This window comes from Pseudomonas sp. KBS0707 (assembly GCF_005937945.2).
GTDB lineage: Bacteria > Pseudomonadota > Gammaproteobacteria > Pseudomonadales > Pseudomonadaceae > Aquipseudomonas > Aquipseudomonas amygdali.
Genome location: NZ_CP041754.1, coordinates 5,454,099 through 5,476,683 on the forward strand (window position 1 = coordinate 5,454,099; position 22,585 = coordinate 5,476,683).

At 59.7% G+C, this 22,585-nt stretch carries 18 protein-coding genes and 3 pseudogenes; 8 read left to right on the top strand and 13 right to left on the bottom strand.

The annotated features are described in order from the left end of the window. Positions 1 to 17 precede the first annotated feature (17 nt). The 4 genes and pseudogenes from hutH to hutG all read left to right on the top strand — a co-directional run bounded on the left by hutH (position 18) and on the right by hutG (position 5,081). Positions 18 to 1,565 (top strand): histidine ammonia-lyase, encoded by a 1,548-nt coding sequence (gene hutH / locus FFH21_RS26150; protein ID WP_011169777.1) that lies wholly within the window; start codon positions 18 to 20, stop codon positions 1,563 to 1,565. A 106-nt stretch (positions 1,566 to 1,671) separates the two neighbouring features. After that, positions 1,672 to 3,048 (top strand): amino acid permease, encoded by a 1,377-nt coding sequence (locus FFH21_RS26155; protein WP_004663273.1) that lies wholly within the window; start codon positions 1,672 to 1,674, stop codon positions 3,046 to 3,048. Positions 3,049 to 3,063: 15 nt separating this feature from the next. Continuing rightward, a complete protein-coding gene (gene hutI / locus FFH21_RS26160; protein ID WP_011169778.1) occupies positions 3,064 to 4,269 on the top strand; it encodes an imidazolonepropionase in 1,206 nt (401 codons plus the stop codon). A gap of 11 nt (positions 4,270 to 4,280) precedes the next feature. Beyond that, positions 4,281 to 5,081 (top strand): annotated as a pseudogene (gene hutG, locus FFH21_RS26165) (N-formylglutamate deformylase). A gap of 157 nt (positions 5,082 to 5,238) precedes the next feature. On the opposite strand, the gene FFH21_RS26170 reads toward hutG, so the two are convergent. Further along, the gene (locus FFH21_RS26170; RefSeq protein WP_230851388.1) at positions 5,239 to 7,368 is read right to left on the bottom strand and encodes a heavy metal translocating P-type ATPase; all 2,130 of its coding nucleotides are present in this window, start codon (positions 7,366 to 7,368) and stop codon (positions 5,239 to 5,241) included. 30 nt (positions 7,369 to 7,398) lie between these two features. Here FFH21_RS26170 and FFH21_RS30700 point away from each other — a divergent pair, with 30 nt between their 5' ends. Both FFH21_RS30700 and cadR read left to right on the top strand, forming a co-directional pair. Beyond that, positions 7,399 to 7,539 (top strand): hypothetical protein, encoded by a 141-nt coding sequence (locus FFH21_RS30700; RefSeq protein WP_230383636.1) that lies wholly within the window; start codon positions 7,399 to 7,401, stop codon positions 7,537 to 7,539. A gap of 49 nt (positions 7,540 to 7,588) precedes the next feature. Then, positions 7,589 to 8,035 (top strand): Cd(II)/Pb(II)-responsive transcriptional regulator, encoded by a 447-nt coding sequence (gene cadR, locus FFH21_RS26175; RefSeq protein ID WP_004654994.1) that lies wholly within the window; start codon positions 7,589 to 7,591, stop codon positions 8,033 to 8,035. Between the two features lie 21 nt (positions 8,036 to 8,056). Here cadR and FFH21_RS30100 read toward each other — a convergent pair whose 3' ends face one another. From FFH21_RS30100 to FFH21_RS26210, 6 genes and pseudogenes are all read right to left on the bottom strand, one after another. Then, positions 8,057 to 8,953, bottom strand: a complete 897-nt coding sequence (locus FFH21_RS30100; RefSeq protein ID WP_004654996.1) for a hypothetical protein — start codon at positions 8,951 to 8,953, stop codon at positions 8,057 to 8,059. 3 nt (positions 8,954 to 8,956) lie between these two features. Then, positions 8,957 to 9,153, bottom strand: a pseudogene (locus FFH21_RS26185) (hypothetical protein). A gap of 77 nt (positions 9,154 to 9,230) precedes the next feature. After that, positions 9,231 to 10,202, bottom strand: coding sequence for a thymidylate synthase (locus FFH21_RS26190; protein ID WP_002555742.1), 972 nt, complete (start codon positions 10,200 to 10,202; stop codon positions 9,231 to 9,233). A gap of 52 nt (positions 10,203 to 10,254) precedes the next feature. After that, positions 10,255 to 11,067: a prolipoprotein diacylglyceryl transferase gene (gene lgt / locus FFH21_RS26195; protein WP_004655000.1), complete on the bottom strand. Its 813-nt coding sequence runs from the start codon at positions 11,065 to 11,067 to the stop codon at positions 10,255 to 10,257. A 445-nt stretch (positions 11,068 to 11,512) separates the two neighbouring features. Further along, a complete protein-coding gene (gene ptsP, locus FFH21_RS26205; protein ID WP_002555744.1) occupies positions 11,513 to 13,792 on the bottom strand; it encodes a phosphoenolpyruvate--protein phosphotransferase in 2,280 nt (759 codons plus the stop codon). Positions 13,793 to 13,813: 21 nt separating this feature from the next. Beyond that, positions 13,814 to 14,293 (bottom strand): RNA pyrophosphohydrolase, encoded by a 480-nt coding sequence (locus FFH21_RS26210; protein ID WP_002555745.1) that lies wholly within the window; start codon positions 14,291 to 14,293, stop codon positions 13,814 to 13,816. 142 nt (positions 14,294 to 14,435) lie between these two features. Here FFH21_RS26210 and FFH21_RS26215 point away from each other — a divergent pair, with 142 nt between their 5' ends. After that, a complete protein-coding gene (locus tag FFH21_RS26215; protein ID WP_004655004.1) occupies positions 14,436 to 15,092 on the top strand; it encodes an HAD family phosphatase in 657 nt (218 codons plus the stop codon). 13 nt (positions 15,093 to 15,105) lie between these two features. On the opposite strand, the gene FFH21_RS26220 is transcribed toward FFH21_RS26215, so the two are convergent. Continuing rightward, the gene (locus FFH21_RS26220) at positions 15,106 to 15,534 is read right to left on the bottom strand and encodes a DUF2269 family protein (protein WP_004655005.1); all 429 of its coding nucleotides are present in this window, start codon (positions 15,532 to 15,534) and stop codon (positions 15,106 to 15,108) included. Positions 15,535 to 15,891: 357 nt separating this feature from the next. Further along, entirely contained in the window at positions 15,892 to 17,406 is a 1,515-nt protein-coding gene (gene ilvA / locus FFH21_RS26230; protein ID WP_011169782.1) for a threonine ammonia-lyase, biosynthetic, read from the bottom strand. Positions 17,407 to 17,569: 163 nt separating this feature from the next. On the opposite strand from ilvA, the gene rpiA reads away from it, so the two are divergent. After that, a complete protein-coding gene (gene rpiA, locus FFH21_RS26235) occupies positions 17,570 to 18,241 on the top strand; it encodes a ribose-5-phosphate isomerase RpiA (RefSeq protein ID WP_002555749.1) in 672 nt (223 codons plus the stop codon). A 45-nt stretch (positions 18,242 to 18,286) separates the two neighbouring features. Here the strand turns inward: rpiA and FFH21_RS26240 are convergent. The 4 genes and pseudogenes from FFH21_RS26240 to FFH21_RS26255 form a co-directional block, all read right to left on the bottom strand. Further along, positions 18,287 to 19,193, bottom strand: a pseudogene (locus tag FFH21_RS26240) (SdiA-regulated domain-containing protein). Between the two features lie 126 nt (positions 19,194 to 19,319). Beyond that, a complete protein-coding gene (locus tag FFH21_RS26245) occupies positions 19,320 to 20,264 on the bottom strand; it encodes an SdiA-regulated domain-containing protein (protein ID WP_004655011.1) in 945 nt (314 codons plus the stop codon). 182 nt (positions 20,265 to 20,446) lie between these two features. Next, positions 20,447 to 21,112, bottom strand: a complete 666-nt coding sequence (locus tag FFH21_RS26250) for a fumarylacetoacetate hydrolase family protein (RefSeq protein ID WP_011169783.1) — start codon at positions 21,110 to 21,112, stop codon at positions 20,447 to 20,449. A gap of 66 nt (positions 21,113 to 21,178) precedes the next feature. Then, positions 21,179 to 22,573 carry an FAD-binding oxidoreductase gene (locus FFH21_RS26255; protein ID WP_004663266.1) on the bottom strand — a complete coding sequence of 465 codons (1,395 nt, stop codon included), beginning with the start codon at positions 22,571 to 22,573 and terminating at the stop codon, positions 21,179 to 21,181. Positions 22,574 to 22,585 lie beyond the last annotated feature (12 nt).

Here is a 22,585-nt window from a genome sequence, read left to right on the forward strand (position 1 = left end):
CAAGGAGTAGCTGCATCGTGACCACCTTATCTGCCAAGACGCTGAACCTGATCCCCGGCCAACTGACCCTGGCGCAATTGCGCGCCATTCATCAGCAGCCGGTCAGCCTGACGCTGGACAGCAGCGCAGACCAGCAGATCGACGACAGCGTCGCCTGTGTCGAACGCATTCTGGCCGAGAACCGCACCGCCTACGGGATCAACACCGGCTTTGGCCTGCTCGCCTCGACGCGGATTGCCAGCGAAGACCTGGAAAATCTGCAGCGTTCGCTGGTGCTGTCGCATGCAGCCGGTGTTGGTCAGCCGATCAGCGATGATCTGGTGCGCTTGATCATGGTGCTCAAGGTCAACAGCCTGAGCCGTGGCTTCTCGGGTATTCGTCGGGTGATGATCGATGCGTTGATCGCGTTGATCAATGCCGAGGTCTATCCGCATATTCCGCTCAAGGGTTCGGTCGGCGCTTCGGGTGACCTGGCTCCACTGGCGCACATGTCGCTGGTGCTGTTGGGCGAAGGCAAGGCGCGTTACAAGGGCGAATGGCTGAATGCTGTCGATGCATTGGCTGTCGCGGGACTACAACCGCTGACCCTCGCAGCCAAGGAAGGGTTGGCGCTGCTCAACGGTACGCAAGTATCCACCGCGTATGCACTGCGCGGCTTGTTCGAGGGCGAAGACCTGTTCGCTGCGGCGTTGACCTGTGGCTCGCTGACCGTCGAAGCCGTGCTCGGTTCGCGCTCACCCTTCGATGCACGTATTCATGCAGCACGCGGTCAGCGCGGGCAGATCGATGCTGCTGCCTGCTACCGCGACTTGCTAGGCGAAAGCAGTGGCGTGTCCGAGTCGCACCGCAACTGCGACAAGGTTCAGGACCCCTACTCGCTGCGCTGCCAGCCGCAGGTCATGGGCGCATGCCTGACCCAGTTGCGCCAAGCCGCCGAAGTGCTGGAAATCGAAGCCAATGCGGTGTCCGACAACCCGCTGGTGTTCGCCGCCGAGAACGACGTCATATCCGGTGGCAATTTTCACGCCGAGCCGGTCGCCATGGCCGCAGACAATCTGGCACTGGCCATTGCCGAGATCGGCTCGCTCAGCGAACGGCGTATTTCGCTGATGATGGACAAGCACATGTCGCAACTGCCGCCCTTCCTGGTCGCCAACGGCGGCGTCAATTCCGGGTTCATGATCGCGCAGGTCACGGCCGCCGCGCTGGCCAGTGAAAACAAGGCGCTGGCTCATCCGCACAGCGTCGACAGCCTGCCGACATCCGCCAATCAGGAAGACCATGTGTCGATGGCCCCGGCCGCTGGCAAGCGGTTATGGGAAATGGCAGAAAACGTTCGCGGGATTCTTGCCGTAGAATGGTTGGCTGCCTGCCAGGGTCTGGACTTGCGTGAGGGTCTGAAAACCTCTCCGAAACTGGAGCAAGCCCGCAGCCTGTTGCGCAGCAAGGTCCCGTTCTATGAAAAGGACCGTTTTTTTGCACCGGACATCGAAGCTGCCAGTCAGCTGTTGTCCTCCACTTGCCTGAACCCGCTGGTTCCTGCACGTCTGCTACCGAGTTTGTGATGTACCGCGAGCCTGGCAGGGCTCGCTTTGGTCATTGCTGCGGGAAGCCGGTTGCAGGCGTTTTCGCGGCTTTTGCCATACCTGTATGTAATGAAATGGACCTGAAATGACGTCACAAGATGGTTTGAAACGCGGGTTATCCGCCCGCCACATACGCTTCATGGCCCTGGGCTCTGCCATCGGCACAGGGTTGTTCTACGGCTCGGCCTCGGCGATTCAACAGGCCGGTCCGGCCGTATTGCTGGCGTACCTGATCGGCGGCGCGGCGGTGTACATGGTGATGCGCGCACTGGGCGAAATGGCCGTTCACGACCCGGTTTCCGGCTCGTTCAGCCATTACGCCACGCGCTACATGGGCCCGCTGGCCGGCTTCGTACTGGGCTGGACCTACGCATTCGAAATGATCATTGTCTGCCTCGCCGACGTGACCGCATTCGGCATTTACATGGGCTTCTGGTTTCCGGAGGTGCCGCGCTGGATCTGGGTGCTGGGCATCGTGTTCCTGATCGGCGCGCTCAACCTGTGCAATGTGAAAGTCTTCGGCGAAACCGAATTCTGGCTGTCGATCCTCAAGGTCAGCGCCATCGTGGCCATGATTGTCGCGGGCTTCGGCATCATGATCTTCGGCATCGGCAGCTCGACCAGCGGCACCGAAATAGGCATCAGCAACTTGTGGGCACACGGCGGCTTCATGCCCAACGGCGTCACCGGCCTGATCGCTTCGTTTGCGGTGGTGATGTTTGCCTTCGGCGGCATCGAAATCATCGGCATCACGGCCGGTGAGGCAAAGGACCCGCAACGCAGCCTGCCACAGGCGATCAACGCCGTACCGTTGCGCATTCTGCTGTTCTATGTGCTGACACTGTTTGTGCTGATGTGCATTTACCCGTGGCCGCAGATCGGCACCCAAGGCAGCCCGTTCGTGCAGATTTTCGACAATCTGGGCATTGCATCGGCGGCGACTATCCTCAATATCGTGGTCATCTCTGCTGCGGTGTCGGCCATCAACAGCGACATCTTCGGCGCCGGGCGCATGATGTACGGATTGGCCCGTGACGGTCAGGCACCCGCCAGTTTTGCGCGCCTGTCACGGCATGGTGTGCCGTGGATGACCGTGCTGGTCATGGGCATCGCGTTGCTGGGCGGCGTGCTGCTCAATTACCTGATCCCCAAGGACGTGTTCCTGCTGATCGCCTCGCTGGCAACGTTTGCCACGGTCTGGGTCTGGCTGATGATTCTGCTCACCCAGGTTGCCATGCGCCGTTCGATGAACCGCGACGAGGCCGCACAACTGAAATTCGCGGTGCCGTTCTGGCCTTACGGACCGGCCGCCGCCATCGTCTTCATGCTGTTCATCTTCGGCGTGCTGGGCTATTTCCCGGACAACCGTGCAGCCTTGATCGTCGGCGCAATCTGGATTGTGCTGCTGCTCATCGCCTACGGGTTGTGGGTCAAGCCAAAGGCGCTCAACAATCCCCATTGACCAAAGAGGCCCGAAATGAAAACGCTCTGGAAACACTGTCACATCGCAAGCATGGCGCACGGTAAATACTCGATCATCGAGAATGCCGCCATCGTGACCTCCGGAGCGCTCATCGAGTGGATCGGGCCTGAAACCGAGCTGGCCGAGCCGGAACATGACAACTGCATCGATCTGGGCGGAGCATGGGTGACGCCCGGCCTGATCGACTGTCATACGCACACAGTGTTTGGCGGCAACCGCAGCGGTGAGTTCGAACAGCGTCTCCAGGGTGTGAGCTACGCCGAGATTGCCGCAGCAGGCGGCGGTATCGCCAGCACGGTGCGCGCGACTCGTGCGGCCAGTGAAGATGAGCTGTACGCCAGCGCCGAGCGACGCTTGCGACACTTGCTCAAGGACGGCGTGACTACCGTCGAGATGAAGTCAGGTTATGGGCTGGACCTGGAAAACGAGCGCAAGATCCTGCGGGTGATCCGCCGTCTGGGCAATACCCAACCGGTCACCGTACGCGCCACCTGTCTGGCCGCCCACGCCCTGCCACCGGAATACGCGGATCGCGCCGCCGACTATATCAATCACATCTGCAATGACATGCTGCCAGCACTGGCTGCCGAAGGGCTGGTGGATGCCGTGGACGCGTTCTGCGAGTACCTGGCGTTTTCGCCTGCGCAGGTCGAGCAGGTGTTCATCAGCGCAGGGCAACTGGCACTGCCGGTCAAACTGCATGCCGAGCAGCTTTCTTCGCTGGGCGGGTCAAGCCTCGCGGCACATTACAAGGCGCTGTCGGCGGATCATCTGGAGTTCATGACCGAAGACGATGCCGTCGCCATGGCCGCTGCCGGGACCGTCGCAGTGCTGCTGCCGGGGGCGTTTTACTTCCTCCGTGAAACACAGCTGCCGCCGATGGAAGCGCTGCGCAAGCACGGCGTGCCGATTGCGATTTCCACCGACCTGAACCCCGGCACCTCGCCAGGGCTGTCGTTGCGTCTGATGCTCAACATGGCCTGCACGCTGTTTCGCATGACACCTGAAGAGGCACTGGCGGGTGTGACATTCAATGCCGCCAAGGCACTGGGCATGAGCGCGACCCACGGCTCGCTGGAGGTCGGCAAGGTAGCGGATTTCGTCGCTTGGGACATTGAGCGACCGGCTGATCTGGCCTACTGGCTGGGCGGCGATCTGGATAAACGCATCGTGCGCCACGGCGTCGAATCATCGATCTGAAGGAGAGTCCTGTGGATAACGTTCTGACATTCAAACGTGGCCGCGTTCCGCTGCTGATCAGCATGCCGCATGCCGGTCTGAAACTGACCCCGGTGGTCGAAGCCGCGCTGGTGGACGAAGCCCTGAGCCTGCCGGACACTGACTGGCATATCCCGCGCCTGTATGACTTTGCTGCTGAATTGGGTGCCAGTACCCTGGCCGCTGAATACTCGCGTTTTGTCATCGACCTTAATCGGCCCTCCGACGACAAACCGATGTACGCTGGCGCGACCACTGGCCTGTTCCCGTCGATTCTGTTCGATGGCGTGCCGCTGTTCAAAGATGGGCAGACACCGAGTGCCGAAGAGCGGGCGCTGTATCTGCAGCAGATCTGGACGCCCTATCATCAGACGCTGGAGCAGGAGCTGCAGCGAATGCGTGATGAGTTCGGCTATGCGCTGCTGTTCGACGCCCACTCGATTCGCGGGCACATTCCGCATTTGTTCGACGGTCGCCTGCCGGACTTCAACCTCGGTACCTTCAATGGTGTGAGCTGCGACCCGGAGCTGGCCAGCTGAATGGAGCAGGTCTGCGCTGCGGCCAAAGACTACAGCCATGTGTTGAACGGGCGCTTCAAGGGCGGCCACATCACCCGCCACTATGGCGACCCGGCCAACAACATCCATGCGGTGCAGCTGGAACTGGCGCAAAGCACCTACATGGAGGAGTTCGTGCCCTTCCACTACCGCCCGGACCTGGCCGAGCCGACCCGCGCCGTGCTCAAGCCACTGCTGGAAACCTTCATTGCCTGGGGACAGGAGCGGTTTGGCTGACTAAGTCGGACGCAGAGCGTCCATAAAAGCGCTACCACGCAGAGCGTGGGAGCGATAGCCAGTGATCGGAGCCGATGGCCATGATTATCGTTCCCATGCTCTGCGTGGGAATGCCGTTCTGGACGCTCCGCGTCCGCCCTTCAACGCCCTCGACTGTTCACTTTTTGAGCAGCCGCAGCCCGTTGAACACCACCAGCAAACTCACGCCCATGTCGGCAAACACAGCCATCCACATGGTCGCCATGCCCGCAAACGTGATGCCGATAAACAACACCTTGGTCGCGATTGCCAGAACAATGTTCTGCTTGAGCACTGCCGAGGTCCGACGGGACAAGCGAATGAACGTCGGTATCTTGCGCAGATCATCGTCCATCAGGGCGACATCTGCCGTCTCGATAGCAGTATCAGTACCCGCTGCCGCCATCGCAAAACCAATCTCGGCCCGAGCCAGCGCCGGTGCATCATTGATGCCGTCACCCACCACGCCTACACGGTGGTTGCGAGCATAAAGGGCCTCGATGGCACTCAGCTTGTCGGCAGGCAGCAAGTTGCCTTGCGCTTCGTCGATACCGACCTGATCGGCAATCGCCTTGGCGGTGTGCGGATTGTCGCCAGTCAGCATGACCGTTTTGATGCCCAGCTCATGCAACTGAGCGATGGCTTCAAGGCTGGTTTCCTTGACAGTGTCAGCCACCGCAAACAGCGCGATCGGACCGGAGGTGTCCAGCAACAGCACCACGGTCTTGCCCTGCATTTCCAGAACATCGAGCTTCGCCTCCAGCTCCGGCGAACACAGACCCAGCTCTTCAACCAGGCGATGGTTGCCCAGGTGATACATCTGGCCGTTGATTGCACCCTTCACACCGCGTCCACCCAAGGCTTCAAACGCCGAGACCTCATGCAGCTTCAGGCTGCTGTCAGCCGCCTTGGCAATCGCCTGGGAAACCGGGTGATCGGAGCGACCCGCAAGGCTCGCAGCAATGGCCGGCGCAGTGTCGGCGACCGTCGGGTCCAGTGGCACGTAGTCGGTCTGCACGGGCTTGCCGTGGGTCAGCGTGCCGGTCTTGTCGAGGGCAAGGTAATCAAGCTTCTCGCCCATTTCCAGATAAACGCCGCCCTTGATCAGGATGCCTTTGCGCGCCGCTGCCGCCAGACCGCTGACGATGGTCACCGGCGTAGAAATCACCAGCGCACAGGGGCAAGCGACTACCAACAACACCAGCGCGCGGTAAACCCAGTCAAACCATTCGCCGCCGAAAAACAGCGGCGCAATCAGCGCCACGCCCAAGGCGACAACGAACACCACCGGCGTATAGATGCGCGAGAAGCTGTCGACGAAGCGCTGGGTCGGCGCACGCGAACCCTGAGCCGCTTCTACCGCATGGATGATGCGCGCCAGCGTCGAATTGTTCGCCGCAGCGGTCACACGATATTCCAGCGAGCCCGCCTGATTGATAGTGCCCGCGAATACCTTGTCGCCGACAGTCTTCTCGACCGGCAGGCTTTCACCTGTGATCGACGCTTGATCGATGGTCGAGTTACCGGACACCACCTCGCCGTCGAGCCCTACGCGCTCACCTGGCTTGATGCGGACAATAGCGCCAATTTCGACGCTTTTAGCTTCAATTTCCTGCCAACTGCCGTCCGCCTGTTTAACGGTGGCCAGTTCTGGCGTCAACTGCATCAGCCCGCTGATTGCGTTGCGCGCACGGTCGAGGGACTTGGCTTCGATCAACTCGGCCACAGTAAACAGAAACATCACCATTGCCGCTTCAGGCCACTGCCCGATCAGAATTGCACCGGTCACCGCAATGCTCATCAGGGCATTGATATTCAGGTTGAAGTTCTTGAGCGCGATCCAGCCCTTCTTGTAAGTCGTCAGCCCACAACTGAAGATCGACACCAGCGCCAGCAGAGCAACGACCCAGGTCGGGCCGAGTGACGCCAAATGGACCACTTCAGCACCCAGTGCAGTAACGCCGGACAATGCCAGCGGCCACCAGTGTTTCTTCACGACCGGAGCCGCTTGATCAGACGCTGCGCTCTCCTCGACCGGCTCGGCCTGCATGCCCAGCGAACTGATGGCCTCACGAATCGGGTCGGTGGACGGCAGATCGTGCCAGACGCCCAGCAGGCGATTGATCAGGTTGAACTCAAGCTTCTGCACCCCGGCAAGCTTGCCCAGCTTGTTCTGGATTAGGGTTTGCTCAGTCGGGCAATCCATGGCTTCGATACGAAAGCTGCTCAAGCGACTACCTGATGCCAGCGCATCGTTAAAGGTCACCACAGCAGGTTGTGCATCGCTGGAGCAGCATGCATGAGCATGTTCTACGGGCTTTTGCTCAGGCGCATGCTCGCCGTGGTCATGATCGTGGTCGTGGTCATGGTCATGTGCGGGGGAATTCTTGATCGTCGTACCCATTCTTTGCGCTCCAGGATTCTGCTTGTTGCCAAGTGAACACCCTGTAGCCACTATAGGGTCAAGCACTCAAACGAGATGAGTCCAAATGAAAATCGGCGAACTGGCAAAACTGACCGACACCCAGGTCGAAACCATCCGCTATTACGAGCGCGAAGGCCTGCTGCCCGCACCTGCCCGCAGCGATGGCAACTACCGGCTGTATACCCAAGCACACATGGAGCGTCTGTCGTTTATCCGCAACTGCCGCAGCCTGGACATGACCCTGGAGGAAATCCGCAACCTGCTCAGCCTGCGCGACAGCCCGCAGGACCAGTGCGAAAGCGTCAATGCGCTGATCGACGAACACATCGAACACGTCAACGCCCGGGTCGCGAGCCTGCAAGCGCTTCAGGAACAACTACTCGACCTGCGCCGCCGCTGCAGCGATGGCGCGGCAGAACACTGCGCGATACTTGAGAGGCTGGAAGTGACGGGCGCTGTTGCAGCGCCAGAGGGCGAGGCTTCACATGTGGGGAGGAGTCATGGGCATTGAGACAGGTTTGAAATCTCTGGTTCAGCGCTGCGCAGCTTGCACCACCGCCACAAGCTCAGTGATCGCCTTTACGAGCTGATCCTTGGCAGCTTTCTCTTTCGCTGCCTCTTCACCCGCCCGCCCAGAGTCAGCGCGCTTGAACGCTTCGCGTACTTCCTCGCTGAAGACGCTGATCGAGACGATATTTTCCTGCCGAAAACCAATAGGCCTGAGCGGTGTGTCGCTTGGATAATCGGTCGTGTACACCACTCTGAGGGTGTCTTTATCCCGATAGCCACTGACGGTGGGAATGAGCAGAATCTCCTGATTCACACCCGTCACTTCGGTAGGGGCTCCGACATCCATGATGTAGCCGACGTAGACCTTTCGATCTGCCATCGTGATCATCACTTCATCCTTTTCGACAAATGCATCGAAAAGAGTCGAGCAGATAGGGCTGTGATCTACAGACTCACCCAGCAGATAGGCCACAATTTCTTCTTTTTTACTGGCGCCCAGTTGCCACTTGAGAATCCTGACAGTAAAAAAAGCCCCCAGGTCTGGCATTACAAAGGTCAGTAAACCTGACAATGCAAGGAACACACCCACTTGGCTAAAATTCCTGCCAGCGATGTCAAAATCCTGCCCTACTTGGCTTAAAGCACCCATGAAATCGGTGTTCACGGCAAAACAGACTGGCGAGGCAGCGTTTGCCGTTTGCAGCCATTCGGGACACAACACACCCCAGTCATGCGAGAACAGTCCTGCAAGGACTGCGGTGACACACATGGCCGCTACAAAGCAGTAAATACCGTATCGCCCCACCTGCAAGTAAAGCATCTGGCCTTCATAGCGATGCAGCCTGCAGTAAACGGTGGGATCCTTCAGGCACACCAAAAAGCCACTGACGAGTAATGGCAGAAGAAGTAAAAAAGCCATTTATCAGGATTCAGCTTGCGGTGTGACCAGTTTTTTAGCCTTGTCGCGAGAGGAACGAACCAAGGCTTCGATTTCTTTGGCGTCCATGGACATGCGGCCACCCTTACCACCAGAGAGTCGATGCTCTTGATTGCCTGCATGAAGGCCTCGTCTTCAGCCTTCTTCGTATCGCTACGATGTCCAATCCGATTGAAAAACATAGTCGATTCCATTGAACAAGGTCAGGGGGGTGTGCGCTGAAACTATAGCACAGCGCTAGATTCGCTCTCTTACGGGCTCAAACCGCCATCGGCGCCGTCATTGCCGGATGGTGCTGGTAGCCTTCCAGTGTGAAGTCGGAAGGCTCGATCAGCTCCAGCCACTCAGGCTGATACACACCGGTCTTGGCAAACTCGGGTACACGATCGGAGATGACCAGTTTCGGCATCGGGTACGGCTCGCGGGTCATCTGTTCGTTGAGCATGTCCAGGTGGTTTTCGTACACGTGGGCGTCGCCGATGAAGTAGGTGAACCAGCGTGGGGTGTAGCCGGTCAGGCGGCCGATCAGGCTCAGCAGTGCAGCGCCTTCGGTAAGGTTGAACGGCGTGCCGAGGCCCAGGTCGTTGGAACGGATGTACAGCGTCAGCGAGATTTCGCGGGTCTGCGGGTTCGGGTGCAGCTGGTACAGCAGGTGGCACGGCGGCAGGGCCATTTCATCGAGCTGTGCGCAGTTCCAGCCGTGGAACAGGATCCGGCGGCTGCCTGGGTCATTGATGATGGTGTCGACGCATTGGCGAATCTGGTCGATGGCCTTGTACAGCACTACGAACGACTGGCCGTCCTCTTCCGATTCGGCAATCTGGCGATAACCCTGACCAAGCGCCAGTTCGATGGCTGCGACATTGCCGGCATCGATACGCTTGTAGGCAGGCCACTTGCGCCACTGCACGCCATAGATTTCGCCCAAGTCATCCTCTCCCTTGCGGAACGGGTTGTTCAGCCACTGGGCGTTTTCGTTGGCGTTCTGGTCCCAGACCTTGCAGCCCAGCTCGCGGAATTCGGCAGCATTGTTCACGCCACGCAGGAAGCCGACCATTTCGCCGATGGCCGATTTGAACGCCATGCGCCGTGTGGTGATGGCCGGAAAGCCTTCCTGCAAGTCATAACGCAGCATCGCACCCGGAAAGCTGATGGTGTTCACGCCGGTACGGTTGGCTTGCAAGGTCCCGTGCTTGATCACATGTGCGACCAGTTCCAGATATTGCTTCATAAATCACCTGCCTTGTTGAACGCGCCGGTTGCTGACACCCGGCGTTTCGGTATTAAGCCGCTGCCTTGCTGGCAGCCGGGTCGCGCTTGTAGGCCAGCCAGATCAGGAACAGGCCGGCAATGATCATCGGCAGACTGAGGATCTGACCCATGGTCACCCATCCCCACGCCAGATAGCCCAACTGGGCGTCAGGGACGCGGACGAACTCGACCACAAAGCGGAAGATGCCGTAGAACAGCGCGAACATGCCGGAAACGGCCATGGTCGGGCGCGGCTTGCGAGCGTACAGATTGAGGATGATGAACAGTGCAACGCCTTCCAATGCGAACTGATACAGCTGCGAAGGATGACGCGCCAGTTGCGCAGGGTCGCTGAACGGCGGGAAAACCATCGCCCACGGCACGTCGGTCGGCTTGCCCCACAGCTCGGCATTGATGAAGTTGCCGATACGCCCGGCCCCCAGGCCGATCGGCACCAGCGGGGCGACGAAGTCCATCAGCTGGAAGAAGCTTTTACCGTTGCGTTTGCCAAACCACCAGGCCGCAATCATCACACCGACAAAGCCGCCATGGAACGCCATGCCGCCCTTCCAGACCTCGAATATCAGTAGAGGATTGGCGATGTAGGCCGACAGGTCGTAGAACAGCACATAACCCAGCCGCCCACCGACGATCACGCCCATGGCCAGCCAGAAAATCAGGTCGGAGAGTTTTTCCTTGGTCCAGGTCGGGTCGAATTTGTTGAGACGACGCGACGCGAGCAGCCAGGCGCCACCGATGCCGACCAGGTACATCAACCCGTACCAGTGAATTTGCAGCGGGCCGATAGCGACAGCTACCGGGTCAATCTGCGGGTAAGGCAGCATTGCGACTCCTCAATTGGAACGCCCTTGCGAGCGATTGAATCAGGCGCGCATGTTACCGGAGCCCGGCAGGATGCTCTAGCGGCTACCGATGGAAGCCAGCTGAACGAAGTGAAAAAAGGTGCACCTGATGTGTCTGGCGGTAACGAAGCGGGGTTATCGCTCCCATGCTCTGCGTCGCATGCAGTTCTGGACGCTCTGCGTCCGATCTTGAACAGGCGGCGCGGCACAGATTTATGACGCGAAGCTTCACCCACGGCATTCCTACGCTGGAGCGTGAGGAACGATCACCTCACTATCGTGCGGCGCTCTGCGTCGCATGCAGTTCTGGACGCTCTGCGTCCGATCTTGAACAGGCGGCGCGGCACAGATTTATGACGCGAAGCGTCACCCATGGCACTCCTACGCTGGAGCGTGAGGAACGATAGTTCTGTAACTATCGTGGCGCTTAGTGCCCTTTGACCGAGCTCGGGTTGATCATCCGCGACAGGCCGAGGTTTTTCAGCGCCAGTTGCAGGGAGCTGCTGATGACTTGCGGGTTGTCGTTGGTCATCAACTGCGCAAGCAGTTCCTTGGCCTTGCTGAGGTTGATCTGACGCAGCATCCACTTCACTTTCGGCAGGTTGGTGGCGTTCATCGACAAGCTGTCAAAGCCCATCGCCATCAGCAGCACAGCCGCAGCCGGGTCGCCGGCCATCTCGCCGCAGATGCTGACCGGCTTGCCCTCGGCATGTGCATCACGCACCACGCTTTGCAGGGCCTGGAGCACGGCCGGGTGCAGGTAATCATAAAGATCGGCCACACGCGGGTTATTGCGGTCGACCGCCAGCAGGTATTGGGTCAGGTCGTTGGAGCCTACCGAGAGGAAGTCGACCTGACGCGCCAGATCGCGGGTCTGGTAGACCGCCGCAGGCACTTCGATCATCACGCCCACAGGCGGCATCGGCACATCGGTGCCTTCGTCGCGCACCTCACCCCACGCCCGGTGGATCAGGTGCAGTGCTTCTTCCACTTCGTGGGTGCTGGAGATCATCGGCAATAGAATGCGCAGGTTGTTCAGGCCCTCGCTGGCCTTGAGCATGGCGCGGGTCTGGACAAGGAAGATTTCCGGGTGATCGAGAGTGACGCGAATACCGCGCCAGCCCAGAAACGGGTTGTCTTCCTTGATCGGGAAGTAGGACAGCGACTTGTCGCCGCCGATATCCAGGCTGCGCATGGTCACCGGCAGCGGATGGAAGGCGGCCAGTTGCTCACGATAAATCGCCAGCTGTTCCTTTTCACTCGGGAAACGCTGGTTGATCATGAATGGCACTTCGGTACGGTACAGCCCCACCCCTTCGGCACCGCGCTGCTGAGCGCGAGCGACATCAGCCAGCAGGCCGGTATTGACCCACAGCGGCATGCGATGGCCGTCAAGGGTCACGCAGGGCAGTTCACGCAGGGCATCCAGGCCTTGGGAAAGCTGGCGCTCCTCCTCGACCACCTTGCCGAACTGCTTGCGCATGATTTCGCTGGGGTTGGTGAAGACTTCGCCGTGATAACCGTCGACCACCAGATCGATGCCGTCGACCTTGGAGTAAGGGAAGTCCACCAGCCCCATGACCGTGGGAATGCCCATGGCCCGCGCCAAAATCGCAACGTGGGAGTTGCCGGACCCCTGAACCGATACAAGACCCACCAGCTTGCCTTCCGGCACCTCGCCCAGCATGGCCGGGGTCAATTCTTCACTGACCAGAATCGTGTTGTCGGGGTAGACCAGCGCCTGCTGCCGCGCTTCCTGCAGGTAAGCCAGCAGGCGACGGCCCAGGTCCTTGACGTCCGAGGCTCGCTCGCGCAAGTAGGCATCGTCCATCAGCTCGAAACGTTTGACGTGCTCGCTGACCACCGAGCGCAAGGCACCCTGCGCCCACTGGCCGGTCTTGATGACATCGGTCACTTCGCTGCCCAGCGAGGCGTCATCGAGCATCATCAGGTAAACATCGAACAGCGCGCGCTCTTCGGGGCGCAGCTGGGTGGCGAGCTTGGCTGACAGGGTGCGCATGTCATTGCGCACGCCTTCCAGCGCGTTCTGGAACAACGCCAGCTCGGCGGCGATGTCAGTGACGGTCTTGTCCGGCACCACCTCCAGATCGGCAGGCGGCAGCATGACCACTGCCACACCTACAGCAGCGCCCGGCGAACCGGCCACACCGACGAACTTGGCTTCCTGAATGCCCTTGCCCTGGCGACCCAGACCGCGGATCGAGCCGGTGGCTTCGGCATGGGCAATAACGCCCGCCAGTTGCGCGCTCATGGTGACCAGGAAGGCTTCTTCGCCCTCGTCGAACTGACGACGCTCCTTTTGCTGGATCACCAACACCCCCACCACGCGACGGTGGTGGATAATCGGCGCGCCGAGGAACGAGGCGTAGCGTTCCTCACCGGTCTCGGCGAAGTAGCGATAACGAGGGTGATCTGCGGCGTTTTCGAGATTCAGCGGTTCTTCGCGCGTACCGACCAGGCCGACCAGGCCTTCATTCGGCGCCATGCTGACTTTGCCGATGGAGCGCTTGTTGAGGCCTTCGGAAGCCATCAGGACAAAGCGGTTGACCTCGGCATCGAGCAGGTAGACCGAGCAGACCTGGCTGCCCATGGCCTCCTTGACGCGCAACACAATAATGCCCAACGCCGCCTTGAGATCCTTGGCGGAGTTAACTTCCTGGACGATCTTGCGCAGCGTATTGAGCATGGCTCGGGGTCGAACTCCGTGTCAGTCGCGCGATAAGAGGCGCGGGGCAAGCTCTTTGAGTGCGCGTCGATACACCTCGCGCTTGAATGTCACCACCTGGCCTAACGGGTACCAATAACTGACCCAGCGCCAGCCATCGAACTCCGGTTTACCGGTCAAATCCATCCGCACCCGCTGCTCGTTGGAGATCAGGCGCAGGAGAAACCATTTTTGCTTCTGGCCGATACACAGCGGCTGGCTGTGGGTACGGACCAGACGTTGCGGCAGACGATAGCGCAACCAGCCCCGAGTGCAGGCAAGTATTTGCACATCATGTCGTTCCAGACCGACTTCTTCATTCAATTCGCGATAAAGCGCGTCTTCCGGCGTCTCCTGCGGGTTGATTCCACCCTGAGGAAACTGCCAGGCATCCTGGTTAATACGCCGAGCCCATAGGACCTGACCAGCATCGTTTGTCAGAATAATCCCGACATTAGGACGGAAACCATCGGGGTCGATCACGGCAACAACCTCGCAAACGCATGTCGCCGCATTGTTCCACAAAGGCGATCAAACCAGCAACGAGGCTTATCACCTTATGTGAAGACTTGTGAAAACCTCGTATTCTGGGACTCTTTTTTCAACTATTTCAGCGAGTAACCCTATGCGTCTGGCTTTATTCGACCTCGACAACACGCTTCTGGGCGGCGACAGCGACCATGCCTGGGGCGATTATCTGTGCCGACGCGGGATCCTCGATGCCGCAACCTACAAGACCCGCAACGATGAGTTCTATCAGGATTACCTGGCCGGTACGCTGAACATGACCGACTACCTGAATTTTACCCTGGAGATTCTGGGCAACACTGATATGGCGCAACTGGAGGAATGGCACCGCGACTTCATGCGCGACTGCATCGAGCCGATCATGCTGCCCAAGGCGCTGGAATTGATCGCCAAACACCGCGACGCAGGCGACAAGCTGGTGGTCATTACCGCTACCAATCGCTTTGTGACCGCACCGATTGTGGCGCGGCTGGGCATCGATACACTGCTGGCAACCGAATGCGAGATGGTTGATGGTCGTTATACAGGCCGTACTACGGGCGTTCCGTGCTTCCGTGAGGGCAAGGTGACACGCCTCAATCAGTGGCTTGAAGACAACGCGTTCAGCCTTGAGGACAGCTATTTCTACAGCGACTCGATGAACGACCTGCCGCTGCTGGAGCAAGTGGCAAACCCGGTTGCGGTCGATCCGGACGATAAATTGCGTGCCGAAGCCGAGCGACGCGGCTGGCCGGTTATCACCCTGCGTAACTGAACGTCGGCACTGCTCAGGCCGGTTTGAAGCCCATCAGACCGGCCATCGCCACAAAGCACACGACGCTGATCACGGTCAGCGCCAAGGTAAAGCCTCGCTTACCGCCCTTGGCGCCGAGGCGCAACCGGTTGAGCCTGACCACCAGCCACACCCAACTGCACAGCCCCAGGGTGTAAAGCACGCTGCTGCCCAGCACCCAGGTCTGGCCCAGCGACAACCCTTTCAGATGCACCAGCCACCAGCCGCTGAATGGCAGCGTCGCCAGGCACACGGCCATAAGGACCCAGAAAAACAGCAAGGGCCGCTTGAGCAGGCGATTCTGAATGGTCGTGTCGCCTTCAAGACGCACCTTGACCACCCCGCTGGACAACACCAGCGCGCTGATCAACAACAGCGCAATGGCGACGATGTGCAGGGTATTGAGGGCGGTGATGGGTTCCATGACGCGGTGTTCCTTTTAGATCGGAATGGAGCGGACCAGGCGACGCTTCGCTTGTGTGGGAGCGGACTTGTCCGCGAACTGCCGGGAACCGGCAGCAAAACCGGTACACACGGTACATCAGACGCAACCGAGGTTACCGGTTTCAGGGCAGCTTCGCAGACCTTCGCTCCAGCGCTCAGAGTTATACACAAATCCGCCTTTGATTCTGGCCGAAGGCCGTGGGAGCGAACCTGTTCGCAAAAGATCCGGTACATCCGCCGAAGTTGCGTCGCCTGAAACACCGTCTTCGCGAACAAGCGAAGCGTCGCCCGGTCCGCTCCCACGCCCTGCGGGCAGAAGCCTGCTCTGCGCCCAACGTCAGCCCAGAAACAGCCTGTACGCCGGGTTCTCGCTCTCGTCCCAATACGGGTAACCAATCTCATCCAGAGCAGTACCGACCAGATGCCGCTCTTCCTCCGACACCACCAGCCCGGCAACCACCCGGCCGTCAGCAGCGCCGTGGTTGCGGTAGTGGAACATCGAGATGGTCCAGCGGCCGCCCAGACGGTTGAGGAAGTTGAACAGCGCGCCCGGTCGCTCCGGGAACTCGAAGCGCAGCACCACTTCATCATTGACCCGCTCGGCATGCCCGCCAACCATGTGGCGAATATGCAGTTTGGCCAGTTCGTTGTCGGTCAGGTCCAGCACCGGAAAACCCTGCCCGGTCAGGCTGGTGATCAGCGCGCTGCGCGGGTCGTTCTCCGGGTGAGTCTGCACGCCGACGAAGATGTGCGCCTCGCGATCGGTGTGGTAGCGGTAGTTGAATTCGGTGATCTGCCGCTTGCCGATGGCCTCGCAGAACGCCTTGAAGCTGCCCGGCTGCTCGGGAATGGTCACGGCGATGATCGCCTCGCGGCCTTCGCCCAGCTCGGCGCGCTCGGCAACGTGACGCAAACGGTCGAAGTTGACGTTGGCTCCGGAGTCGATCGCCACCAGTGTCTGACCGCTGATACCGCGCTGCTCGACGTATTTCTTGATCCCGGCCACGCCCAGCGCGCCGGAGGGCTCGGCGATCGAGCGGGTGTCGTCGTAAATGTCCTTGATCGCCGCGCAGATCTCGTCGGTGCTGACGGTGATCACTTCATCGACATAATGACGGCACACTTCAAAGGTGTGATGGCCGATCTGCGCCACCGCCACACCATCGGCAAACAGCCCGACCTGGCTCAATACCACGCGCTCGCCCGCCGCCATTGCCGCTTGCAGGCAGTTGGAGTCGTCCGGTTCGACGCCGATAACCTTGATCTCCGGTCGCAGGTATTTGACGTACGCCGCGATACCCGCGATCAAACCGCCACCACCGACCGGTACGAATATCGCGTCCAGCTGCCCCGGCTGCTGGCGAAGAATCTCCATCGCCACGGTGCCTTGCCCGGCAATCGTGTCAGGGTCGTCATACGGGTGGATGTAGACGAAGCCTTGTTCGTCGACCAGCTTCAGCGAGTAGGCCAGCGCTTCGGGGAAGGAGTCGCCGTGCAGCACCACTGTGGCGCCCCGCGAGCGCACGCCTTCGACCTTGATTTCCGGGGTCGTGCGCGGCATGACGATAGTCGCCAGAATGCCCAGTTCGCGTGCCGCCAGTGCCAGACCTTGCGCGTGGTTACCCGCCGAGGCCGTGACCACGCCGCGTGCGGCTTCTTCTGCAGTCAATTGCGCCAGCTTGTTGTACGCGCCGCGAATCTTGAAGGAGAACACCGGCTGCAGGTCTTCGCGCTTGAGCAATACCCGGTTTCCCAGCCGCTCGGACAGCTGGCGAGCGCCGTGCAGCGGGGTTTCGACAGCCACGTCGTACACGCGGGAGGTGAGGATTTTCTTGACGTAGTGTTCAAGCATCGGGGCGGCATCACTGACGAAGCGGGCAAGGTCGGGAAGTCTACCCTGCGTGCCGAAAGACGACCATACGAATGACAGGGCTTTGCAGCGCAGTCGCCGCTATAATGCGGGCCTTTTTTACATACCCCCTCTTTTTACCTACATCAGGCACCGTGGAGCCCGCATGACCCAGGATCAACTCAAACAGGCAGTCGCCCAAGCAGCTGTCGACTTCATCCTTCCGAAGCTCGATGACAAAAGCATTGTGGGCGTCGGCACCGGCTCCACGGCCAATTGCTTTATTGATGCGCTGGCTAAACACAAGGCGGCATTCGATGGCGCAGTCGCCAGCTCGGAAGCTACCGCCGCGCGCCTCAAGGGCCATGGCATTCCGGTGTATGAGCTGAACACGGTCAGCGACCTGGAGTTCTATGTCGATGGTGCCGACGAAAGCGACGAGCACCTGAACCTGATCAAGGGCGGCGGCGCGGCACTGACTCGCGAGAAAATCGTCGCGGCCGTGGCCAAGACCTTCATCTGTATCGCCGACGGCAGCAAGCTGGTGCCGGTGCTGGGCGCGTTCCCGCTGCCGGTCGAAGTCATTCCGATGGCCCGCAGCCACGTTGCGCGACAACTGGTGAAACTGGGCGGCGACCCGGTTTATCGCGAAGGTGTTCTAACCGACAACGGCAATATCATCATTGATGTGCACAACATGAGCATCACCAATCCGGTGGAGCTGGAAGCACAGATCAACGCCATCGTCGGCGTGGTCACCAATGGCCTGTTCGCCGCCCGTCCGGCCGACCTGTTGCTGCTGGGCACCACCGAAGGCGTGAAAACCCTGACGCGCTGATAAAACCGGTCGTGCCCACGCAAGGTGGGCATGACCCTCACAGGCTCAAGGCTTGCGGAACACGTAAAACAGGTTCGGCTCGCTCACCAGATACAGCGTCCCTTCTGCGTCCATAGCCATCCCTTCAGCCTGCGGCACGTCCTTGCTCAGCCCCATCGCCCCTTTTGCCAGCGAGCCGCTGCCAATCGGATGACCGCTGGTGTCGAGTTCAAGAATGCGCTTCGACTCATCGGACAACGCCAGCAAATGGCCGCTGGTTTCATCGAATTGCAGGCTGGAGAGGTCACGAACCGACAGTCGGCCATCGCGCTTGCTGTTGGAGATGACCTGCAGATTGCCGGGAGCCTCGGAGTTGGTACTGGGAAAGCCGCGCACTTCGATGATCTGCACCGGGATCACGCTCGCGGGCGACAAACAGGCGCTTGCCGACCGAATCATAGGCCAGCCCTTCATAGCCCTTGTTGCCACTGGCGGTGATGCCCAGCGTCAATTGTTCTGCCTGGGCGGCGTCCAGACTTTTGGTGTTGTCATCGACGTGAATCTGAATCAGCCGGAGCCGGCGCTCATCGCTGATCACATAAGTGCCCGGGCTGATGTATTCGACAGCCTCGGCATCACCGAACCCCACCAGCGGAATGCGCCGCAGCACACGACCGTCCAGGCTCAGCTCGACCAGTTCAGGGTTCTGATTGGTCACCGTAAACAGGCTCTTGCGGTCCGGGTCGTAGCTCAGGCCCGAGACATCATCCTGCAGCCCGTCGATCACCTGTGCTTCGGTGACGACTCGGTACTGATCCAGACCAATGGACTGAAGTGAGTCGGACTGCCAGAACACCTGCCAGTCGAACAGGGCACTTTCAACATAGCGGTATCGCTGATTGGCGATCACGAACACAACGATCAGGGGTACAAGGGCCAGAAGCAGGACTAAAGAGCGAGTAGAGCGACGCATGAAGGGTGACTCGGACAGATTGAGCGGACGGGATTGATACCATGCCATCCTGAAAGCAAGCTTAATGGCATGGTGCTATATTTTTGCCGAATGTGTATCGGCGACCTGTGTAGTTGCCGTCCTGGCTCAGTGCTTGTGAAGCGCCCGGTGAAACGAATAGAACAGGTTCGGTTCGCTGACCATGTACAGCGTACCGGCCTCATCAAGGGCCACGCCTTCTGCGCGCGGAATTGTGTCCTTCAAACCGTTCATGCCGCCCAGCAGGGTCATGAAGCTTACCTGCTCGCCTTGCTCGTCGACTTCCAGCAACAAGTGCGAATCGGCAGACAGCGCGAGCATGTGGCCGGTGCGCGGGTCGATGCTCAATGACGACAGGTTGCGCATGTCCAGCGAGCGACTCGACAGCGGTTGCTTGTCGCCTTTCAGCGCGTCACTGCCATCACTTTTCCAGGTGTACAGCGCGGGAGGTCGCTCCTCGCCCAGTATCAGCTGCTGACGCTGTGGGTCCCAGGCGATACCTTCGAAGCCCTTGTTCTGGTTGGCAGACTTGCCCAGTTCGTACTGGGGGAAATCCGCTATGTTCAGGGTGGTGGTGTCGGCGTTTACTTTAACGATGGTCAGCTTGTGCTGGCGCTCATCAGTGATCGCAATCAGGCCATCGTTCATGACGGCAACACCTTCCGGATTGCTCCAGCCCACCAGCGGGATCTTGCGCAGTACATCGCCCGTGAGCGTCAGCTCCACCAGAAACGCATTTTTGCCCATGACCGCAAACAGCGTTTTCGTGACCGGGTTATAGGACAGGTCGGACGCCTCGTCCTTTTCCATGCCCGGCAGCACCTTTGCGTCGATATCCACATGGTAGTCCGGCAGCCAGATACTGGCGTGACGACCTGCCTTGCTCTCGAACCGCTCCTGAAACCAGAGCAGCGCGCGATCATCCCAATGCATGATGAAGGCCAGCCCATAGCCCAGCAAGGCAACCACTAACAACCACGAATACCAGCGCATGTTTCGCAAGTAAGCGAAGCGTTTTTTGTTACGAGGCGGCGTTGCGGCAGTACTGGCCATTCATGTGTTCCTGAGCAAATGAGACTTCATGACGACGTGGTGCCCTTGCAGGGACGGCCGGATTATCCAGAACAGGTGTGAAAAAAACGCAAAATCGGCTGAACTATCAGTCACTCCACAAACAAAAGCCACCCGGGAGTGATCCCGCGTGGCTTTGGGTGCAGCTTGAAGATGCTGTCGGGTTACCTGACGACGCTCTCGAACGGCGTCTGCCCGACCAGTTCCAGCGCGATCTGGTCGCCGGTTTCGAACGGCCCGACACCGGCAGGCGTGCCGGTCATGATCAGGTCACCGGCCTGCAGCGAGAAGTTGGCTGCCATGTGCTGGATCATCGGCACGATCGGGTTGAGCATCATGTTGCTGTTGCCGTCTTGAACCACCTTGCCATTGAGGGTCAGGCGGATACCGATGTCCTCCAGATCAGGGAAGGTCTCGGCGGGCACGAACGGCGGAATCACCGCAGCGCCGTCGAAACACTTGGCCAGCTCCCATGGAAGGCCTTTCTCACGCAGACGCGACTGCACGTCACGCAGGGTCAGGTCCAGGCCGGGCGCAAAGCCGCTGATCGCGTCCAGCACTTCTTCGCGCGAAGGGTTCTTGCTCAGGGGCTTGCCGATCAACACCACGATCTCTGCTTCGTAATGCACCGAGCCGCGGTCTGCCGGGATAGTGAAGCCACCCTCCAGCGCAACCACCGCGCTGCCGGGTTTCATGAACAGCAGTGGCTCGGTAGGCACCGCGTTGCCCAGTTCCTTGGCGTGTTCGGCGTAGTTACGCCCGATGCAGACCACTTTACCCAGCGGGAAGTGAATGTTGGTGCCATCGACATATTTGTGCTGGTAGCTCATGACGTCTCCTGAGGCTGTAAGAGGTAGCCTGCTTATTGTTGCGACGGATCAAATGGTTGCGACGGATCAAACGGCGAAGATTTTGCCGGGATTCATGATCCCGTTGGGATCGAACACCGCTTTCAACGCCTTCATGTATTCGATTTCGACCGGCGAGCGACTGTACGTTAAATAGTCACGTTTGGTCATCCCGACACCATGCTCGGCCGAAATCGAGCCGTTGTACTTTTCGACAGTCTCGAATACCCACTTGTTGACCCGGGCACATTTGACGAAGAACTCGTCCTTGTCGAGGCCCTCGGGCTTGAGGATGTTCAGGTGCAGGTTGCCGTCGCCAATGTGGCCGTACCAGAGCACTTCGAAGTCTGGGTAGTGTTCGGCAACGATCGCGTCGATTTCAGCCAGAAACTCCGGCACTTTCGAGACAGTGACCGAGATATCGTTTTTGTACGGTGTGAAGTGCGAGATGGTTTCGGAGATGTACTCGCGCAGCTTCCACAGGTTGCGTAATTGCTGTTCGCTCTGGCTCATCACGCCGTCCAGCACCCAACCCTGCTCGACGCAGTGCTCGAAGGTCGCCAGTGCCTGATCGGCCAGGTCGTCGGTGGTCGCTTCGAACTCCAGCAACACATAGAACGGGCATGGCGTGTCGAAAGGCGACGGCACATCACCGCGCGCCATGACCCGGGCGAAGGATTTGTCCGAGAAGAATTCGAAGGCGGTCAGGTCGAGCCTGCCGTGAAAGGCATGCAGCACCGGCATGATCGAGTTGAAGTCCGAGGTGCCCAGCACCATCGCGGTGAGGTTCTTCGGCGCACGGTCGAGGCGCATGGTCGCTTCGACGACAAAGCCCAGCGTACCTTCGGCACCGATGAACAACTGGCGCAAATCGTAGCCGGTGGCGTTCTTGATCAGGTCCTTGTTCAGCTCCAGCAGGTCGCCCTTGCCGGTGACCACCTTGAGGCCCGCGACCCAATTGCGCGTCATGCCGTAGCGAATGACCTTGATGCCGCCCGCATTGGTGCCGATATTGCCGCCGATCTGGCTGGAGCCCGAAGAAGCGAAGTCGACCGGATAATAAAGGCCGCTCTCTTCAGCCAGCGCCTGTAATTGCCGGGTGATCACGCCAGGCTGACAGACCGCCGTCCGGTCGGTGAGATTCAGATCCAGCACCTGGTTCATGTAATCGAACGAGACGACCACTTCACCGTTGGCTGCCACCGCGGCCGCCGAAAGCCCGGTTCGTCCACCCGAAGGCACCAGCGCCACGAGCCGCTCATTGGCCCAGCGTACGATGGCCTGCACCTGTTCGGTGGTCTTGGGGAATACGATGGCCAGTGGCGCAGGAGTGAACTGCTTGGTCCAGTCCTTGCCGTAAGTTTCCAGAGAACCGGCATCGGTGAGTACCTTGCCGGGGTCAACCAGGGTCTGCAGCTCATCAATCAAAACGCGATCGGTCATTGAATCAACTCT